Here is a 20,922-nt window from a genome sequence, read left to right as displayed (position 1 = left end):
AGCATATGCCCTTTCATTGAGCATATTCCCTCTTCTCAATATTGATGTCAATCACATTTCTTGAATTAAATAAGCAAATCGAGCTTTAGCGGTTGCTTATGTACGTTTTGTGATAATAAAATGTTATTTAAATTCAATAGAATAATATTAAGTGCAAGTTGGAAGTACGATAATTAAACGATTCAACTTGAGCGAAAATCATTCAATCTGTATTACAGAACAATCAAGATTGAAGCTTAAGATTGTCATTTGACGCCTTGTACATTGCACCAATTAAACGCATTTTGAAGATGCAATGCGCAAGCTCATTTGCACTCAAGGTGAATGGCTGAACTCTGATATTAGAGATTCGAGATTTGAAGGTTAAAGGTTGAAGGTTGAAGGTTGAAGATTCAATTAGCACTTGATCATCAATCGCCATTCACTCAATAACATGTAATTGATATGCATATCTACAACACAAAAAAGTGCAAAAATCGTACACACAAGTTGTAATAAAATTACATTTGTCGCTTTTTTGTGGTCAGTATCACAGCATATTCACCCTATAAACTGTAATTTTATTTACAAAGAATATTTTGCAAAAACGATTTGTTGAATATTTTTAGAGGAAACCATTATGACTGTAACCAATACTCAAGAGCTTGACCTACTGGTAGAACGCGTTGCCAAGGCGCAGGCCGAATTTGCTAACTTTAGCCAAGAGCAAGTAGACAAAATTTTTAGGGCTGCGGCTTTTGCTGCTGCAGATGCGCGCATCTCTCTTGCCAAAATGGCGGCAACAGAAACAGGCATGGGTGTACTTGAAGACAAAGTGATTAAAAACCACTTTGCGTCTGAATACATTTATAACAAGTATAAAGATGAAAAAACCTGTGGCATTTTGTCTGAAGACTTAACCTTTGGCACCATTACGATTGCTGAACCTGTCGGGATTATTTGCGGTATTGTGCCCACAACCAACCCAACCTCTACCGCGATTTTTAAAGCGCTTATAAGTTTAAAAACCCGTAACGGCATTATTTTTTCACCGCACCCAAGAGCGAAAAACTCAACCACAACAGCAGCAAGAATCGTACTCGATGCAGCTGTAGCCGCTGGCGCACCCAAAGACATTATTGGCTGGATAGATCAACCCAGCGTTGCCTTGTCTAATCAATTAATGACCCATGAAAAAATCAATCTCATTTTAGCCACCGGTGGCCCAGGTATGGTGAAAGCCGCCTACTCTTCTGGCAAACCAGCCATTGGCGTTGGCGCGGGTAACACCCCTATCGTTATTGATGAAACCGCAGACATTAAACGCGCAGTGAGTTCAATTTTAATGTCTAAAACTTTCGACAACGGCGTAGTGTGTGCTTCTGAGCAAGCGGTCATTGTGGTTGAAAGCATTTATAAACAAGTCAAAGAGCGTTTTGCTCATTACGGCGGCTATATGTTATCTAAAGCCGAAACTGCCGCAATGCAAAGCGTCATTCTTAAAAATGGCGGCCTAAACGCCGACATCGTTGGTCAAAGCGCAGTCAATATCGCCCTTATGGCAGGTATTACCGTGCCAGGCCACACCAAAGTATTGATTGGTGAAGTAACAGACATTAATGATGCCGAAGCGTTCGCCCACGAGAAGTTATCTCCGTTATTGGGTATGTATAAAGCCAAAGACTTTAATGAAGCCATGGATAAAGCTGAAGCATTAGTCACCTTAGGCGGCATTGGCCATACCTCTGGTTTATATACCGATCAAGATACCCAGGAAGCACGCGTTAAAGCCTTTGGTTTTAGAATGAAAACCGCGCGTATTTTAATAAACACCCCTGCTTCGCAAGGCGGCATTGGTGACTTATACAACTTCAAATTAGCGCCATCGTTAACTTTAGGTTGTGGTTCATGGGGCGGTAACTCAATTTCTGAAAACGTTGGCCCAAGTCACTTAATCAACAAAAAAATGGTCGCCAAGAGGGCTGAAAACATGTTGTGGCACAAGCTTCCATCATCAATCTATTTCCGCCGTGGCAGTTTACCCATTGCCCTTGAAGAATTAAGCGACAAAAAACGTGCGTTAATCATTACCGACAAGTTCTTGTTCAATAATGGCTATTGCAACGAAACCTTAAAGATCTTGAAAGCACAAGGGTTAGAAACCGAAGTCTTTTACGAAGTCGAAGCCGACCCAACATTAGCCATTGTCCGTCAAGGTGCTAAAGTGGCTAACAGCTTCCAACCGGATGTGATTATTGCATTAGGCGGCGGTTCACCTATGGATGCAGCGAAAATCATTTGGGTCATGTACGAGCACCCAGATGTTGATTTTGCTGACTTAGCCTTACGCTTTATGGATATTCGTAAACGTATTTACAAGTTCCCTAAAATGGGCCGTAAAGCCAAAATGGTGGCTATTCCTACCACATCAGGCACAGGCTCAGAAGTCACACCATTTGCGGTAGTCACCGATGAAGTGACAGGTAAAAAGTACCCTATTGCAGATTATGAACTTACGCCTAGTATGGCGATTGTTGACCCTAACCTTGTGATGGACATGCCTAAGTCATTAACGGCCTTTGGCGGTATTGACGCGGTAACTCACGCATTAGAAGCGTATGTCAGTGTAATGGCAAACGAATACAGTGACGGCCAGGCATTACAAGCTCTCGATTTACTGGTGAAATATTTACCAGACGCGTATGAGCTTGGAGCAAAAGCCCCTGTTGCCCGTGAGAAAGTGCATAATGGCGCCACCATTGCCGGTATTGCATTTGCCAACGCATTCCTGGGTGTCTGTCACTCAATGGCGCACAAATTAGGTGCTGAGTTCCACTTAGCACATGGTTTAGCCAATGCACTGTTAATCTCTAACGTTATTCGTTTTAACGCCACAGACATGCCAACTAAGCAAGCGGCGTTCAGCCAATACGACCGCCCTAAAGCATTATGTCGTTATGCCGCCATTAGTGAACACTTAAAGTTAGGTGGCAAAACAGATGAGCAAAAAGTTGAAAAGCTCATTGAGAAAATCGAAGAGCTTAAGAAGGTTATTGGCATCCCAGCCTCTATTCAAGAAGCCGGTGTCAACGAAGCAGACTTTATCGCCAAATTGGATGAACTTGCAGAAGATGCATTTGATGATCAATGCACTGGTGCTAACCCTCGCTACCCACTCATTAGCGAGATTAAACAAGTGCTATTAGACAGCTTCTATGGCCGTGCTTATAAAGACTAATGTTATAGTTAAACGCTAATACACAATGCCTTAAGTGCCACCGCGCTTAAGGCATTTTTTTATGTTAATGCCATCAATACTGCGCTGTTTGCATGGATTTGAGTGGTGTCGTATAACGGTACTTGAGTATGTTGTTGCTGCACTAATAAGGCAATTTCAGTGCATCCTAAAATCACCGCTTGTGCCCCTTGAGCAAACAACTTATCGATAATGGTTAGGTAAGCGTCTCGTGATTTTGGGTTAATTTTACCTAAGCATAATTCTTGGTATATCACGTCGTGAATTTGCGTTTGGTCATCAGCATTGGGCACTATCACTTCAATGGGGTAATTGTCACTGATCCTGTGTTTGTAAAAGTCTTGCTCCATGGTAAAGCGAGTACCTAACAAACCGACTTTAGTGATGCCATCGGCCAGTAGTACATTGGCGGTCGCATCGGCAATATGTAATATCGGTATTGAGATTTTCGCCTGTATCTCATCAGCCACTTTGTGCATGGTATTGGTACAAATAATCACAAAATCAGCACCACCGGCTTCAACCGCCACAGCGGCATCTGCTAATATCTTGGCAGTATCATCCCATAACCCTTGATGTTGTAACGTTTCGATTTCAGCAAAATCAACACTGTACAAACAAATCTTAGCTGAATGCAATCCACCTAAGACCGCCTTGACCCCAAGGTTAATCGCCTGATAATAGCTTTGCGTCGACTCCCAGCTCATGCCACCAATCATACCAATGGTTTTCATGCTTATTCCTGTGATGTAAGTTTGATAACGCTTGGACTGATTTTACCGATGCTTCTTTTTATAAACAGTCGCTTACTCAACTAAATTTTGGTCTGACTAAATTTTGCCCACCTAATGTTCAAAAAATTATTCATCTAAACCAAACTTTTTCCGAATGCGTTTAGCCCATGATGGCCTTTGTATTTTGTAGCTGTATATACTCTCTGGCACAATGATATTCGGGTTGGCTAATACAAGTGCATCAAAAAACGCTCGTCGATCAAATCCACGATAGTTTGAGTACATTAGTTGCCTATGCTCTCCATTTTTGAGCACTATCAGGTTTGAAATAGATTCTTGCCCTGTATGGCTGACTTGCTTCAATTGCGTAATGTCAGAAACCTTGACCTGCCAACTCACATCACTAAAGGTGGGATCAAAATAGGACAAAGTGGTTTGCGTGACACACACCCTAATTTGTTTATTTTCAAGCCAGAACCATAATGCTAACCCCAGCAATATCGCTTCAACAACCCAAATAGTGATATCAACAACCTCAAACAGCTGTGCTACCGCATGAGTATCGTTCGTTAACGTTGGCAGATATTTGTGCGCAGCTACGTATAAAAGGAATGCCACGCCAGCATTTAAAATCAGTAACAATGCTGAAGAACGTTGTTTCCTGATATAAATGAAGTAAGTTGTCATGTTGACCCTTTATGAGAAACTAGGGTAATATCCCCTAAAAATTGCTGACCCAACTAAATTATGCCTAAATAACGCCTATTTTAGACTATCCAAAAATTCTTGAGGAATTAGTGCGTTTCCACCCCGAAATTCTTCAACCAAATGAATGTTATCAAAGCCATCAAAGTATTCCTTCGGGACATGTTCAAATACAATAATTTGAAAGGGTTTTTTCATTTCCTTTAAAACGTTGCCTATAAAAGTATCCATTAATTTAAATGCATCTATGATTTTGGCCCTATCCGAATGTTGTAGTCTTGTCTCAGATAAATCACCCTCTTCGCCATAATACGGCCTACTAGGTTGATCAATTAGTAAAAAAGGAGGAACGTGCTTGGTCTTTTGGGTCAGCATTAACTCATGAAGCCCTAAAAACATAAATAAATGTTTAAACATATCATTAGAACTACTCCCAGCGGCTTCAACATAAGTCGTCTTGGGCTTCCTAAAATCAAGTTTTTTGTCTTTATAATTGAAAACTGGTAGGTAGTTACCGTAATTTTCTAATGATTGTTCAACTAATTCCATATAACCTTGTATTATTTCTTCTAGCACTTTGATACTCATTTCTCTGTTCACTGTCGTATCAATAACCTGAATAGAATTAATCTGTTCTTGAATTTCTGCCGTCGATGTTGTTTCATTATTATCATTATTATCATTATTTGGCTGATATAGATCTAACTTCGCTTTTGTTTGCCCAAGAAAAATGAACTTATCCCTATCATCTCCAAAGCTTTTAGCATGCTTGGGTAAGCATTTTTCTTCCTGTGTAAGTTTATCTATTAATCGCCTACACTCAGCTATTTCATCAGCAGTTTTTCCATCTATTGGTGTTCTGTTTCTATTTATTTGCTTGATTCGCTGTAAATCTCCCTCTAGCGATTCTATCAATGTATCAAAAATTGACGTTTTTACTATTTCGTCTTTATTTCTCCAGTATTCTACGGGCTTTAAACTATCCGCTATATTACTTAGACTAGATTTGTACACATTGTATGTGGACTGAAATCTCATGAGATTTATTATTCTTCTTTCTAATAAGCTTTTCTCTGAGATTATTTCATCAAGCCTGTTGGTTTTTACGTCATAAGCCTGACTAATCCCACTATCAATGACTGATTTAAGGGACTCTATTGACTTGGTTATGTTCTCGTCTTCGTCAATAAGCCCATATTCTTTTGCTTCCATAAGGATATTTTGAAGTTCGCCATGAAATTCAGATTTTTTAGTTGATCTTTGTTTGTTCTTTTTTTCTATTTGAGCCAGCTTAGTTTGTAGAGATAGTCTTTTTTCACGCTTAAGAATGTTTTCAATTGTCTCAATGCCCACTGCCAAATCAAAAATTCGAGGGAGTGCCTCTCTATATCTATTGTCATTTTGCTTATCAAAAAACACTTCACTATGTTGAATTATGTCTCCAGAAATGGTGCAAAATAACATGAAATACCTTAATGAAATTTTACTGTTGGCCTTTAGGGATCTGCCACCGAATGGAATTATTACATCTTTATCAATATTAAACTCAGTTTCGAGTATTTCTTTTAAGCTACCCTCATTCATGTTTAGGGATGGAGTATCTGGAATATTTCCTGTTGATGAGAAATAATAATCATTTGATACTTTAGTTCTATCAGGTGCTTTTCTTGCGATAGTGAAATGTTTATCATTTATTTTAAAGTTTAGTCCATACCAAGCTACATTCTCGTTTATTTGGCTCTCAGCTATTTTGTGCTTGGATGCAAAAAGACAGTAATCAATAATATGCAACACAGCTGTTTTACCAGTATTCGACTCTCCGGTTATTACATTTATTTTGTTTTCTTCAAATTTAAGTTCTCTCCTATAACCACTTTCACCATTCATCCAAAGCATTATTTTTTGTATCGAATATTTCATAACTCAATCCTTAAGTTCAAATAAAGGTTTGATACATCTTCTCTTAAAATTTTAGATATATTACCGGAAGCTTTTGAGGTTTTCTTTAGTCGATTACCTAATGAGCTCATATACTCAACATTTTCATTTGACACGACGAATGAGTTATCTATTGTTATCACATCAACCTCAATGAGAAATTGCAGTGCATTTATAGATGTATTTAAGTTATCGTAATATCGATTATTAAAATTTGAAAAGCAGCTAAGCTTATCCACTATTAATTTGTCTAGACTTTTTATTTGTGTTCTTCCGTTCGCCAAATATGAAAGCAGTTCTTTATTTGCCAAGAAAGGCATGATTAATAATGCTTTAGTTAATTCAAGCCTCCCTGTTTTTTGGATAACCATTGCAATTGCAAGAGAGGAAAATGCCAAGTTATTTATAGTCTCTGTTCTCATTTATAATTGTCCTCCCAACCTTTAACCCATCCGATTACAGGCTTATTGGATAGACTATATAGGCTTCCATGACTCATATCTGACAATAATCTTTGCCCTGAAATAAAAAGTTCCTTATCTCTTAATGCTTTCAATACTTTGTGTGCTATATCAACATATTCATCAGGGTTATTCTTCCTTCTATATAACGTCCTATATTCTGTCTGCCACTGGCGGAAAATTTCATCTTCAAATATGCTAATCTCTTCAGATGTTAGTTGGCCTTCGTTTACCCAATCAGAGAGATTAGCTTCAATTTTTAGCCTATACCTAGTGTAGGTCAGAATAATTTCTTGTTCATTCTTTTCGATATCTTCTATATCTAAAAGCTGTTTAATAAATGTTTGATCTTCAAGTCTATCAGGGAGTTTACCTTCAAATTTTCGTATCTTGAGTTCAGGATTGTTTGCAATATCAAAATACCTACGAAACTTTCGTTTTTTGTCTTCAAAAGAATAAATCAGTTTTTTACTGTTAGAAAAATTTTTAAATATATCTTGTCGTACAACTGAATCTAATTGATTGAATAAATTATCAATTTCTCTTGAATTAATTTCTTTTTCCTCAAGAGCTATTTTGCACTGTTCAATTATATTTTTAATATCCAACTCAGACTTTATATTGTGTAAGAAATTTTCTAATACCTCTTCATGTAGATTAATAATTGAAGTTATATAACCCTTGATGTCTTCGGATTTGGTCAATTCAGATAGTTTTTTAAGGTAGGTATTCATATCAGTGAAATCTTTTTTTCCGGCCTGAAATTCAGAAAGATATGATAAAAAGGTGTTAGTTGATGTGAATGACTTATTGCTTACCAAAACAAAGGTGGTTTTTTTCACAAAAATTTTTTGATTCGTTAGGGATTCTCGATCATCATTACTATCCGCTATTACAATGCTCCAATTATGCATTGTCTTCCAAAGGTCGGGGTCAAGCTCAGTTAAGTTGACGCTACTTCCATCAGCTTTATTTTGGGTCGAGTGTTTAATTTGAATAAGAATTTGACTGTCATTGTTTAGCTGGGTATGAACATCATCCAAAGCTTCAAACCCAATTGTTTCATCTTTCTTGAGTGTCAGAAGTTTATACAAGAAATAATAATACTGGAAATCAAACCCAGCTATTGTTCCTGCCGCAGATGTTTTTTCAGTATGAGGCTTTCCTGTCATATTCAACTCTTTCTAAGTTTGTTAAGTTTGTCGTTACTGAAATTAAGTTAAATGAACTACCTTAAAATTAAGCCTTGAGCCGGAAACTGACTCTCACGCAGTGCCGTTTAACGATTAAAGTTCATGAGCCGTAGGTCTCAGTTTTGTCACAACGGAGTGGACTGTTATCGCTCCTTGCCCAAGGGGCTTATTTGAGGCTATCCTGCGGTGTGAGGGAAGCATGGCATCTTTACACTAAACTTGAAGTCAATCGTAGATCTCTTTAAAACTTCGCTTTACGGGTTTTTACAATTGCCTTCAAGCTATCATAAAAGTAGGCTATTCTTCCATCATTCTTACCTACTTTCAGCATTTTGGCTTAGACATAGATTTCATGCCCATTTTGCTAAGGTTTTGTCTACCGCAGGGACAAAACAGCGTATTCGCGGTAATCCCGATAAAGACCCGGTGGTGCTTTCAATATCTCATTCGCTTTAACACTTTAATTATTAATAATTTTAGTAACTTATCAGCTTGTTTTTCACTAATCAATCACCTTTTAGTCTAGGTGAAAGCGAGAATTTAGATAATCGAGAATACGAACTCGTTATGTAGGGTTGATACTCTAACAAAATGCATCTAACTCCATAAGATAGGCAAATGACTTTTGTATATTGCTTGCAACTGTCAAAATTCAACTCTGAACTTGAGGCCGTTGAAGACTTTTTACAAAAGACTACGTGAGCTGGCTCAAGGCCTTTCACGCATATCTGACCGATAAGGTTATTGGAAATGTCATTATGTTGTCGGGAACATCATTGACCATGTGCTTCAAGGCATTCAGGAATCCTGCCTATCAGAGCCCGCAAGCTTAGGAGGGGAAGAGTCGTTCCTTGGTATCTGACCCATATGGATATGGGAAATGTCATTATGATGTCGGGAACATCATTGACCAGCCATCACGACATTTGTGAATCCATTCACATGAGACTCCCATCTGAAGCGTTAAGCATTTTCATTCTTTACCATAAATAGGTGGCTGAAGAACACTCAGACGAAGTTAAAAGCTGGATTTGACCACGTCGCGAAATTATCGCTGCTATTGCTTAGTAAAGAATGATAATTTTGATGTGGCGGCTGGGAGATCCAAGAGGGAACAGCCGTTGGTTTCCTCTTGGTCTGGTGTGGGCGAAGCGCCACGACGTTAGTGGCCGTAGGCCATGAGTACATAAACACCTGGATCCCGGCTCAAAAGCATTACCGGGACGACGATTACACTACGCTGCGTAAGTTCACAACTTACGACCTTGCTCTGGTGTGGCGAAGCGCCACGACGTTAGTGGCCGCAGGCCATATACTAACGGCTATATGAAAACAAAAAGCCATAAAAAAAACCAGCTAATTAGCTGGTTTTTAACGTGATGTCATTACAAGGTTAATTAAAGGGCGGCTAGCGCGTCTTTACATAACTGCGTAATACGATCCCATTCTTCATTGTCTACTGCATCCGTTGGGGCAATCCAGCTGCCGCCGATACAATCAACGTTTGGCAGAGCCAAGTATTCTTTGTATGTCGCTGGGCTGATGCCGCCTGTTGGGCAAAAACGAATATCAGCTAATGGGCCAGAGAACGACTTAAGTGCATTCACGCCGCCTGAAGCTTCAGCAGGGAAAAATTTGAAGTGAGTGTAACCTAACTCCATTCCCACCATGATTTCAGAAATACTGGCAATACCAGGAATTAAAGGCACAGTGCCCTTTTTAGCCGCTTTTAATAAATCAACCGTGGCACCAGGAGTGATAATAAACTGCGAACCTGCTGCAACCGCTTGGTTAAGCTGAGCTTCATTTAAAATAGTACCTGCACCCACAAGGGCTTCAGGCACTTCTTTTGCAATTTTAGCAATCGCTTCAAGTGCACAAGGAGTACGTAATGTCACTTCTAATACACTGATCCCGCCAGCAACCAATGCTCTGGCTAAAGGCACAGCGTGTTCTAGTTTGTTTATCACCATAACCGGAACTACTGGGCTACGTTTAAACACTTCTTGTGGTTGAAGTAACCAGTTATTAGGCTCAATCATGTTACCGACTTCCTTTATTTTTAATATAATTCATCAATCGCGCTAGTGCTGCGAGCGCCTGTTTCTGGGCTGCTTAAGCTGCGACGTAACGCACCAAACAATTCACGGCCCATGCCGTACGCTGAATGGTGTAAGTCCACAATCCCTGCGGTGCGGTTAGCAAGTGTTTTCTCATCGACTAAAAGCGTTAATTCGCCGGTGGTCGCATCGATACGGATCACATCGCCATCTTGTACTTTGGCAATTAAACCGCCGTCTAATGCTTCTGGTGTTAAATGAATGGCTGCAGGGACTTTACCTGATGCGCCAGACATACGGCCGTCGGTGACTAATGCAACTCTAAAGCCTTTATCTTGTAAGGTACCCAAGAATGGCGTGAGTTTGTGCAGTTCAGGCATACCATTAGCTTTAGGACCCTGGCCTTTCACAACAACAACACAATCACGGTCTAACGAGCCAGACTTAAATAATTCGTCAATTTCATTTTGATCGTTAATCACAACCGCAGGTGCTTCGATAATACGATTACCAGCTGGGACTGCAGAAACCTTAATCACAGCACGGCCTAAGTTACCTTTTAGTAAGGTTAAGCCGCCGTTGCTTTGGAAAGGCGTATCAAGATGCGTTAGTACTTCTTTGTCTAACGATTCAGTGACACCATCAACCCACTTTAGTTCGCCATCGATTAAACGAGGCTCTTGGGTGTAACGGCGTAAACCGTAACCGGCAACAGTGTTAACGTCTTCATGAATCAAACCGCCATCGAGTAATTCTTTAACCAAGAAAGCCATACCGCCAGCAGCATGGAAGTGGTTAATATCAGCATGACCATTTGGATAAACGCGGGCAATAAGCGGTACAGCAGCCGACAATTCTGAGAAGTCATCCCAGTTAACAATAATGCCAGCAGCACGGGCAATAGCCACAATGTGCATGGTTAAGTTAGTTGAACCGCCGGTAGCGAGTAATGCAACGATACCGTTAACCACTGACTTTTCGCTAACCACTTCACCAATTGGGGTGTATTGCGTGCCCAATGAGGTTAAACGGCACACTTGCTTAGCCGCCATTTTGCTTAACTCATCACGTAATGGATCATCAGGGTTTACAAACGATGAACCAGGTAACTGTAAGCCCATGACTTCTAACATTAATTGGTTAGAGTTAGCGGTGCCGTAGAAAGTACAAGTACCTGCACTGTGATAAGACTTAGATTCCGCTTCAAGCAATGCGGCGCGGTCAACCTGCCCTTGGGCAAATTGCTGACGAATACGGGCTTTTTCTTTGTTTGGGATACCTGACTTCATTGGGCCTGCTGGCACAAATAACATCGGTAAATGACCAAAACTCAATGCACCAATCAATAGGCCTGGAACGATTTTGTCGCAAATACCCAGTAGTAAGGCACCGTCAAACATGTTGTGCGATAACCCGACTGCGGTCGACATAGCAATGACTTCGCGGCTCAGTAAACTCAGCTCCATACCGGGTTGACCTTGAGTCACACCGTCACACATGGCGGGTACGCCTGCAGCGACTTGCGCAACACTGCCGACATCCATACACGCTTGCTTAAGCATGTTCGGATAGGTTTCATACGGTTGGTGGGCAGATAACATGTCGTTAAATGCAGTCACAATACCAATATTGGCTTTGGTCAGTTGGCGTAAAGAGTCTTTCTCTACTGGCTGACAGGCAGCAAAACCGTGGGCTAAGTTGCCACAGCTTAATGCACTACGGTGAACGCCTTGAGCTTTGGCATCGTTTAGAGCAGATAAATAGTTTGAACGCGACTGTTGGCTGCGAGCAATAATTCTATCGGTAACAGTTTGTACTACTGAATGCATGGTAAAACTCCTTACGCGCTATAGAACACATCAACGGGCGTTTTACGCTGCGCTAATACGGCTCTAATGGGCATTTGGGTAACATCATCGTTTTCAAGTGCTTGATGATATACAGTTAATTTTGACTCTCCAACAAGATGCAAATAAATCTGACGGCTATTTAAAATGGCATCTTTAGATAACGTAATTCGCGCATGTGGTGCTGTAGTTGGATTGACCGCTGCACATAACGCCTTGGTGGTCAGGGCGTTATCTAATTCAGCGCTACACGGAAACCATGAACAGGTATGTCCATCGGTACCCATGCCCAGCACGACCACGTCAAACGGACGAGGAAAGTTAGCCAATGATTCGCTGGTCATGTCACAACCTGCTTCTGGGCTGGCAAACATATTTTTAAGACCACGGAACTTGGCACTGGCGGCACGATTTTGTAACAAATGTGCACGAACCAGTCTTTCGTTAGAATCTTTTTCATCGGCATTAACCCAGCGCTCATCGGCTAACGTGATGTACACATCACTCCAGTCGACTAACTTATGGCTTAATAACTCAAATAATTTTAACGGCGTAGAACCACCTGATACCACTAAACTGGCTTTGCCACGAGTATCAACCGCATCTTGCAATTGCAGTGCAATTTTGTCGGCTAATTTAGCTTCTAAGTCCGCAGGTGTATCAAACGATTTAAATACAGTTTCTTTAATCATATCTGCTCCCTACTCGTCCCAAGAACGGCCGTCTTTAGTGATAAGTGCAACAGACGCCACAGGGCCCCAAGTACCAGCTGGATAAGGTTTTGGTTTTTCGCCGCTTTGTTCCCAAGACTGAATGATTCCGTCAACCCACTTCCATGCCTGCTCTACTTCGTCGCGACGAACGAACAAGGCTTGGTTACCTAACATGGCTTCAAGTAATAAACGCTCATAAGCATCGGCAATACGTTCGTTTTTAAAGGTATCAGTAAAACTTAAGTCCAATTTGGTGGTTTGCAAACGCTGCTTTTGCTCAAGACCAGGCACCTTGTTCATCATCTGAATTTCAACCCCTTCATGAGGCTGTAAACGGATGGTTAACTTGTTAGGTGGCAGGTTACGGTAGCTTGCACGGTACAGGTTATGCGGTGGGTTTTTAAAGTACACCACAATTTCGCTGCTCTTGAACGGCATACGCTTGCCGCTGCGTAAATAGAACGGCACGCCAGCCCAACGCCAGTTATCAATATCAACACGTAATGCCACAAAGGTTTCGGTGTTTGAATTGGTGTTCGCGTCTTCTTCTTCCAAATAACCAGGAACAGGCGAGCCTTTTAAGAAGCCGGCACTGTATTGACCACGCACAGTATTCTCGTAAACGTTGTCTTGGTTAATTGGGCGCAATGACTTAAGCACTTTTACTTTTTCATCACGGATGCTGTCAGCGTCTAAATTGACTGGTGGGTCCATTGCAACAAGGGTTAACACTTGTAGTAAATGGTTTTGGATCATGTCGCGCATCTGGCCAGCGCCATCAAAGTAACCCCAACGGCCTTCAATACCCACTTCTTCAGCAACCGTAATTTGGACATGATCGATTGTCCGGTTGTCCCACTTCGATGCAAACAACGAGTTAGCAAAACGCAGTGCAATCAAGTTTTGTACGGTTTCTTTACCTAAGTAATGGTCAATACGGTAAACCTGATTTTCGTTAAAAAATTCGGCAACTTGATCGTTAATCACATGCGATGATTCTAAATCGGTTCCGATGGGTTTTTCTAATACAACGCGGGTGTCTGACTTAATTAAATCTTGCTCATTTAAACAACGACAGATAGCACCAAAAATTGAAGGAGGCGTTGCGAAATAGTTCACCATGACACGCTTACTTGGCTCAAGTAAATCGTGGAAAGCTTTGTAACCTTCTGGCTCGGTAAAATTGGTGCCGATGTAATGACAACGACTGAGGAAGCGTTCTAGCGTGGTTGGACAGATTTCATCTTTAACAAAAGTATTTAGTGCTTTTGTTACAAGGGCGATGAATTCTTCGTGGGTGAATGCATCTTTTGCAACACCAATGACCTTGGTTTCTTTATCGAGTAACTCTGCTTTATCTAGCTGATATAAAGAAGGTAATAATTTACGCCTAGCTAAATCGCCTTTTGTACCGAAAAGTACGAAGTCACAAGCCTTGGCTCCAATTGATTTGCCCATTGCTGAAAGCTCTCCTAATTATGTGTGTGCGCCATGTTCGAATTCGGTCGATGAATAAAAACACACTTTTGTTGTAATATAACAACAGAATTTGAATATTGCATCTTTAATTTACAAATATTGCATTGTGGTTAACCTAGTCATCTTTACCCATTATCTGGTATTATTTTCCACTTATAACAAGGCTTAGAAACCGTTTAACCGTGATCTGTGTCTTGAAAAATAACAACAGGATCGTGTAAAAGGTAAAAAAATAACTTAAATCACGAAATTCCTGTAAGTTATGGTATAAAACTACATAACCTACTACTTAGCTACTTTTTAGCGGATGCTTGCTTATGAATACCCTAGAAAAGGTTCAAAAAAGCCTTACCCAATTTAGTAAATCGGAACGTAAAGTTGCCGAAGTCATATTAGCCTCACCGCAAACAGCTATACATTCTAGTATCGCAACGTTAGCCAAAATGGCTGATGTGAGTGAGCCTACCGTTAACCGCTTTTGCCGTCGCCTAGATACTAAAGGCTTCCCTGATTTTAAGTTACATTTGGCACAAAGTCTTGCTAACGGCACACCTTATGTTAGTCGACATGTTGAAGAAGACGACTCTACAGACTCTTATACAACAAAAATCTTCGAATCTTCAATGGCATCGCTCGATACTGCACGTCAAAGTCTTGATACAGCGGCCATCAATAAAGCCGTTGATGTATTGACGCAAGCCAAGACTATTTCGTTTTTTGGCCTTGGTGCTTCCTCTTCTGTTGCCCACGATGCCCAAAACAAGTTCTTCCGTTTTAATGTACCAGTAATTTGTTTCGATGATGTGTTAATGCAACGCATGAGCTGTATTAACTGTAATGAAGGCGATGTAGTCGTGTTGATATCTCACACTGGACGCACCAAATCATTAATCGAAATAGCGCGCATTGCTCGTGAAAATGGCGCCGCGGTGATTGGTATTACCGCCCGTAACTCGCCATTATCATTAGAGTGTACGTTGCCTGTCACCATGGAAGTACCAGAAGACACCGACATGTACTTACCAATGGCGTCTCGTTTAGCACAGTTAGTGACAATCGATGTACTGGCTACAGGCTTTACCTTGCGCCGTGGACCAAGATTCCGTGAAAACCTAAAACGGGTTAAAGAAGTCTTAAAAGAGTCTCGCGTGAATAAAGATCTTACGATTTAACGGCGATTTGTTACCCGAACTGTTAAATAATTACACAATAAATTAAGTTTTGATCCCGGGTTTGTAATCTAACATCAGTACTTAAAAGACACTAAAGGCCAAACGGGTGATCCCGATTGGCCTTTTTTATTGTAAAAATCACTTATATGTCACATAAATTACACCGCAAAAGTCGTCTTTTTGTTTGTAACTTTACTACATTAATTAAGAATGTCTGTTAATATAGTTACATCATTTGAGTACTAAGATAGCTTGTGTACTTTAAATAACCGAATTCTATTTAACTCAAAATCTTACTTATCATTAACGGAGTATCTCATGTTCCGCAGAACAAAAATCGTTACTACACTTGGACCCGCAACTGACCGCGATGACAATTTACGTAAAATTATCGCAGCCGGTGCTAACGTGGTTAGACTTAACTTTTCACACGGTTCACCAGAAGATCATTTAAAACGTGCTACAGATACACGTAGAATTGCTAAAGAATTAGGCAAACATGTTGCTATTCTTGGCGATCTACAGGGCCCAAAAATCCGCATATCTACGTTTAAAGACAACCAAAAAATTAAACTTAACTTGGGCGATAAATTTATCCTTGATGCTGATTTAGGCAAAGGTGAAGGCGACGATAAACAAGTGGGTATTGATTACAAGCAACTTCCAGATGATGTTGTGATTGGTGATATATTGATGCTTGATGATGGCCGCGTGCAATTACGCGTTGACAGTGTTGAAGGCCGTAAAGTCTTTACCACTGTAACCGTTGCCGGTCCTTTGTCGAATAATAAAGGCATCAACAAAAAAGGCGGCGGCTTAACCGCTCCTGCGTTGACAGAAAAAGACATGGCAGACATTAAAACGGCTGCGATGATTGATGTTGACTACTTAGCTGTATCGTTCCCACGTACTGGTGCTGATTTAGACCTTGCACGTAAACTTGCTGTAGAAGCAGGCAGTTATGCATTAATCGTTGCTAAAGTTGAACGTGCTGAAGCCGTAGAAACTGATGAAGCGATGGATGATGTGATCAGAGCATCTGACGTGGTGATGGTTGCCCGTGGTGATTTGGGTGTTGAAATTGGCGATGCTGCGTTAGTTGCAGTGCAAAAGCGTTTAATTCAACGTTCGCGCCAGTTAAACAAAGCCGTTATTACTGCAACGCAGATGATGGAATCAATGATCACTAGCCCAATGCCAACCCGTGCAGAAGTGATGGACGTGGCTAACGCGGTATTAGATGGTACTGACGCTGTTATGCTATCAGCTGAAACTGCTGCGGGTGACTTCCCAGAAGAAACCGTAATGGCAATGGCTAACGTTTGTTTAGGTGCAGAATCACACCCAAGCGTGAAAGTGTCTAAGCACCGTATGGATCAAAGTTTCTCATCAGTTGAAGAAACCATCGCATTATCGACCATGTATGCCGCTAACCACCTAGCTGGCGTGAAAGCGATTATTTCGTTAACAGAATCTGGCGCAACGGCAAAATTAATGTCACGTATCAGTTCTGGCTTACCGATTTTTGCTTTATCACGTCATCAGAAAACATTAGCCAGCATGGCGATGTATCGTGGTGTTCAGCCAATTGAGTTTGACTCAACGGCTTTCCCTGCTGACGAATTAGCGAAAGAAGCATTGAACTGCATGGTTAAGGCTGGTTACTTATCAAGTGGTGACATGGTACTGATGACCAAAGGCGATGCGATGGAAACCATCGGTGGCACTAACACTTGTAAAGTGTTGATTGTTGCATAACTCGCTCAATATGACCCTCGCAGCGTGCTAAGCCACCTGCTGATGAGTCAATAATGTTAAAGCCAACCTCGCGGTTGGCTTTTTTATTGCCAGAATGAATACCCATCCGCATTAATAAGTGACCACTAAAGTAATACCATTTCCATTAATTATGTGACTAATCAGAGTCACTCAGATTGTTCAGTTTGAGGCGCATTGTTGAAATAATGGTTGTTCCCTTCTAAGGGAATGCAACAAAGAAATGAACGGTCTGAGAGTCTCCTGCAAGGCGGGTTTCTGTGCCTTCTATGCTGCTTAATAGCATTTTGAGGTACGACTGCATGGATGCAGGAGGTAGAGCAACGCAGTAGCAGTTGCCGAGAGCAACTATGTCTTCAATCCTATTACTTGCCTAGAAGACACAGAACTCCCGCTGAATGACCAGATGATTAGTTGAATTGGTATAAGATATCGCACTCGCCTCACCCACCGTGATGAGATGCCGTGATTGGTATCCTCCCTAAACTCAGGGTATAAAAAAGCCCTAACTGAGTCAGGGCTTTAGTGTTAAATCATGTTATATCTCAAAGCAATTATAACTTGTCGAAATCATTAACATTGATTGCGGCTAAACGCAGTACATCGGCTTCTACAAGTTGTTTGTGTTCAGCTTCTGTAATGATGTCTTTATCAAGCGCCACATCAAACAGCTCAAGCATCGGTAACTTAGGCTTTAAGTGACCACTGCGTTGTGCTTTTTTAAGCTTCTTGTACAAATCTTTCGCTGCATATTTGGCTAGGAATGCATTTTCCACTTCAGCAATACCGCTGGTGTCACCGTCGAACTCACCACACAGGAAGGTAATACGGTCACGTGCAGGTCCTGGCTTAAGCATCCCTTTACACACCTCAACCGCAACTTTGTCGCTTGGTGCGTTAAAGTGATTACCCAGTGGGAAAATCAACACTCGTAATAGTACTGCCGCAATTTTACTTGGGAAATTACGTATCGCATCATCAAGTGCTTTAGCCGCTAAGTGTAAACGCTCAGTCATAGCGTAATGCACAGCAGGCAAATCATCTTGTTGACGGCCATTGTCTTCAAATAACTTCAACGTGGCTGAGGCTAAATATAGTTGACTCAATACGTCGCCCATACGTGCAGAAATCATTTCTTTACGCTTAAGGTCGCCGCCCATGATCAACATTGATAGATCAGTCATAATCGCAAGTGATGACGAAATACGTGTCATGTCGCGGTAATATTGTTGAGTGGGTCCGCTTACTGGCGCACTGGCAAAACGACTGCCGGTTAACGCGCTACCCAAAGAGCGTAATGCGTTACCGATGGCATAACCCATGTGGCCAAGTAGTAATGAATCGAAACGATCGAGTGCCGATGTTTCATCTTCCATCCCCGCGGCTTCCATTTCAGCCAACACATACGGATGACAACGGGTTGCACCTTGACCAAAAATCATCAATGAACGCGTTAGAATATTTGCACCTTCAACGGTAATTGAGATTGGATTAGCCATAAATGCATGGCCTAAATAGTTTTTAGGGCCTAATTGAATGCCTTTACCAGATTGAATGTCCATTGCATCTTCAAGCACATCACGACCCAGTTCAGTCATGTGATACTTAGCAATAGCGGTGACGACTGACGGTTTTACTTTTAAGTCGATACCTTGGGTCGTTAAACGACGTGCTGCTTCAAGTTGATAGGTATTGGCAATAATACGTGCCATCGCTTCTTGTACGCCTTCAAAATTACCAATTGGCATACCAAACTGTTGACGAACATAACTGTAAGCTGTGGTCGTTTTAGTGGCCACGTGGCCAGATGCTGTTGCAAGTGCAGGTAATGAAATACCGCGCCCAGCAGACAAACATTCAACCAGCATACGCCAGCCTTTACCAGCATATTGAGGGCCACCAATAATCCAATCTAACGGGATAAAGACATCTTCGCCGCTCGTGGTACCGTTCATAAATGCCATCATTAATGGATTATGACGACGGCCAATTTCTACGCCTTTATGATCTGTTGGGATCAAGGCACAGGTAATACCTAGATTTTTAACATCGCCCAATAAACCATCAGGGTCACGCATTTGGAACGCTAAACCCAATACTGTTGCAACGGGTGCCAGGGTAATGTAACGCTTGTTCCACGTAAGGCTTAAACCTAACGTTTCTTCGCCTTCAAATTCACGACGACACACAATGCCCACATCAGGGATTGCGCCAGCATCACTGCCCGCTTCTGGACCGGTTAACGCAAAACAAGGAATGTCTTTACCGACAGCAAGAGACGGTAACCAATGATCTTTTTGCTCTTGAGTACCATAATGCGTCAATAACTCACCAGGGCCTAACGAGTTAGGTACCATTACCGTTACTGCGGCACTCACACTGCGTGTAGCAATTTTGGCCACAATAGTTGAGTTAGCATAAGCAGAAAACTCGCGCCCGCCGTATTTCTTCGGGATAATTAATGCAAAGAAGCCTTCGTCTTTAAAGTATTGCCACAATTCTGGTGGCAAATCTTTACGATTATGGACGATATCAAAATCGTCAATCATGGTGAGGGCGGTTTGAACTTGATTATCGATAAAATCTTGTTCTTCTGCCGTTAACGTTGGCTTACCGTAACTGTGCAACATATTCCAGTTTGGTTTACCGCGGAATAATTCACCTTCCCACCACACGTCGCCCGCTTCCATAGCTTCTTTCTCGGTGCTCGACAAAGGTGGCAACACTTTTTTGAAGAACGAAAATACCGGACGCGTAATAAACTGCATGCGGATATTACGTACGCCAAAGAGGACAATGATCGCGATAAGTAGCAATATGACGATACTCATTTTATACCTTCTTAGTTTGTTAACACAGGGACAGCCACACCGGCTGCCATGTAGGGAATGACTTTACGAATAATTGCTTCAGTGTTGTTATGTTCACCATAATCGGCTGCGGCAATTTCATTTAATGCATCTGCTGATGCCATGGTGAACACAATGGTTCCCAAGGTAAAATGTAAACGCCAAAACATTTCTGCTGGCGGAATGTGCGGCGCACTTGCCGCAACAGCTTTAACAAATGTAGCTAAGTGCTCACCATAATGTGTGGTGATAAACCAGCGTAAATGACCTTGGCTTTCTATGTAGCCACGACCGAGCAACTGCAGAAAAATAATTGTTCCGCCGTTACGCACTTTATTTAATTCTAGTAACGGTTTAATTAAAGCAGAAAAAATCTCGTTTAGTGAAGCGTGTTCAGGCGCATGATGTAAACGATTTATCTCAATGGCTGCACTTGGCATAAACACGTCAAGGTATCGTGCTAATACTGCACGGATTAATTCTTTTTTAGAACCAAAATGGTAATTGACCGACGCCAAATTGACTTCGGCTTTACTGGTGATCAGTCGTAACGAAGTTTCAGAAAAACCCCTCTCAGCAAACAACTTTTCAGCAGCATCAAGTATTCTTGTTTTTGTATCAGTACGGCTTGCCATTCCATGACCCAATTTAATTTAAACACCCGTTTAAATTAATCATTGAGCGCACAGATGTCAATTGAAATTATTTGCTTTATAGATAAAACCGGACAACAAAAACCTTAACAACTGCACCAGATTAT

At 41.3% G+C, this 20,922-nt stretch carries 14 protein-coding genes; 3 read left to right on the top strand and 11 right to left on the bottom strand.

Features of this window, described 5'->3' with window-relative positions; all coding sequences use genetic code 11:
- Nucleotides 1–619: 619 nt before the first annotated feature.
- Entirely contained in the window at nucleotides 620–3,217 is a 2,598-nt protein-coding gene (gene adhE / locus AC19MV_RS02990) for a bifunctional acetaldehyde-CoA/alcohol dehydrogenase (RefSeq protein WP_498305719.1), read from the top strand.
- Nucleotides 3,218–3,276: 59 nt separating this feature from the next.
- Here adhE and AC19MV_RS02985 read toward each other — a convergent pair whose 3' ends face one another.
- The 9 genes from AC19MV_RS02985 to zwf all read right to left on the bottom strand — a co-directional run bounded on the left by AC19MV_RS02985 (nucleotide 3,277) and on the right by zwf (nucleotide 14,344).
- Nucleotides 3,277–3,969, bottom strand: coding sequence for an aspartate/glutamate racemase family protein (locus AC19MV_RS02985; RefSeq protein ID WP_498305717.1), 693 nt, complete (start codon nucleotides 3,967–3,969; stop codon nucleotides 3,277–3,279).
- Nucleotides 3,970–4,095: 126 nt separating this feature from the next.
- Nucleotides 4,096–4,656 (bottom strand): hypothetical protein, encoded by a 561-nt coding sequence (locus AC19MV_RS02980; RefSeq protein ID WP_498305715.1) that lies wholly within the window; start codon nucleotides 4,654–4,656, stop codon nucleotides 4,096–4,098.
- A gap of 75 nt (nucleotides 4,657–4,731) precedes the next feature.
- On the bottom strand, nucleotides 4,732–6,594 hold the full coding sequence (locus AC19MV_RS02975) for a DUF3732 domain-containing protein (protein ID WP_498305714.1): 1,863 nt from the start codon (nucleotides 6,592–6,594) through the stop codon (nucleotides 4,732–4,734).
- The gene (locus tag AC19MV_RS02970) at nucleotides 6,591–7,034 is read right to left on the bottom strand and encodes a three component ABC system middle component (RefSeq protein ID WP_498305712.1); all 444 of its coding nucleotides are present in this window, start codon (nucleotides 7,032–7,034) and stop codon (nucleotides 6,591–6,593) included. Before AC19MV_RS02970 ends, AC19MV_RS02975 begins: the two co-directional genes overlap by 4 nt.
- The gene (locus AC19MV_RS02965) at nucleotides 7,031–8,245 is read right to left on the bottom strand and encodes an ABC-three component system protein (protein WP_498305710.1); all 1,215 of its coding nucleotides are present in this window, start codon (nucleotides 8,243–8,245) and stop codon (nucleotides 7,031–7,033) included. The genes AC19MV_RS02970 and AC19MV_RS02965 overlap by 4 nt, the downstream gene beginning before the upstream one ends.
- 1,418 nt (nucleotides 8,246–9,663) lie before the next feature.
- Nucleotides 9,664–10,308, bottom strand: coding sequence for a bifunctional 4-hydroxy-2-oxoglutarate aldolase/2-dehydro-3-deoxy-phosphogluconate aldolase (locus AC19MV_RS02960; protein ID WP_498297317.1), 645 nt, complete (start codon nucleotides 10,306–10,308; stop codon nucleotides 9,664–9,666).
- Nucleotides 10,309–10,328: 20 nt separating this feature from the next.
- Entirely contained in the window at nucleotides 10,329–12,155 is a 1,827-nt protein-coding gene (gene edd, locus AC19MV_RS02955; protein ID WP_498305708.1) for a phosphogluconate dehydratase, read from the bottom strand.
- A gap of 11 nt (nucleotides 12,156–12,166) precedes the next feature.
- Nucleotides 12,167–12,865, bottom strand: a complete 699-nt coding sequence (pgl, locus tag AC19MV_RS02950) for a 6-phosphogluconolactonase (RefSeq protein ID WP_498297316.1) — start codon at nucleotides 12,863–12,865, stop codon at nucleotides 12,167–12,169.
- A gap of 9 nt (nucleotides 12,866–12,874) precedes the next feature.
- Entirely contained in the window at nucleotides 12,875–14,344 is a 1,470-nt protein-coding gene (zwf, locus tag AC19MV_RS02945) for a glucose-6-phosphate dehydrogenase (RefSeq protein ID WP_432403225.1), read from the bottom strand.
- A gap of 338 nt (nucleotides 14,345–14,682) precedes the next feature.
- On the opposite strand from zwf, the gene AC19MV_RS02940 reads away from it, so the two are divergent.
- Complete coding sequence (locus AC19MV_RS02940) at nucleotides 14,683–15,537, top strand: MurR/RpiR family transcriptional regulator (RefSeq protein WP_498297314.1); 855 nt, start codon at nucleotides 14,683–14,685, stop codon at nucleotides 15,535–15,537.
- 318 nt (nucleotides 15,538–15,855) lie between these two features.
- Nucleotides 15,856–17,295, top strand: coding sequence for a pyruvate kinase (gene pyk, locus AC19MV_RS02935; RefSeq protein WP_432403221.1), 1,440 nt, complete (start codon nucleotides 15,856–15,858; stop codon nucleotides 17,293–17,295).
- A 572-nt stretch (nucleotides 17,296–17,867) separates the two neighbouring features.
- Here the strand turns inward: pyk and AC19MV_RS02930 are convergent.
- Nucleotides 17,868–20,144 carry an acyl-CoA dehydrogenase gene (locus AC19MV_RS02930; protein ID WP_432403219.1) on the bottom strand — a complete coding sequence of 759 codons (2,277 nt, stop codon included), beginning with the start codon at nucleotides 20,142–20,144 and terminating at the stop codon, nucleotides 17,868–17,870.
- Nucleotides 20,145–20,155: 11 nt separating this feature from the next.
- Nucleotides 20,156–20,797 carry a TetR family transcriptional repressor PsrA gene (psrA, locus tag AC19MV_RS02925; RefSeq protein WP_160052423.1) on the bottom strand — a complete coding sequence of 214 codons (642 nt, stop codon included), beginning with the start codon at nucleotides 20,795–20,797 and terminating at the stop codon, nucleotides 20,156–20,158.
- Nucleotides 20,798–20,922: the final 125 nt, after the last annotated feature.

The organism is Shewanella sp. MF05913, from assembly GCF_059758095.1.
Note: the sequence above shows the minus strand (reverse complement) of the source record. Positions and strands in the feature narration are given on the sequence as shown.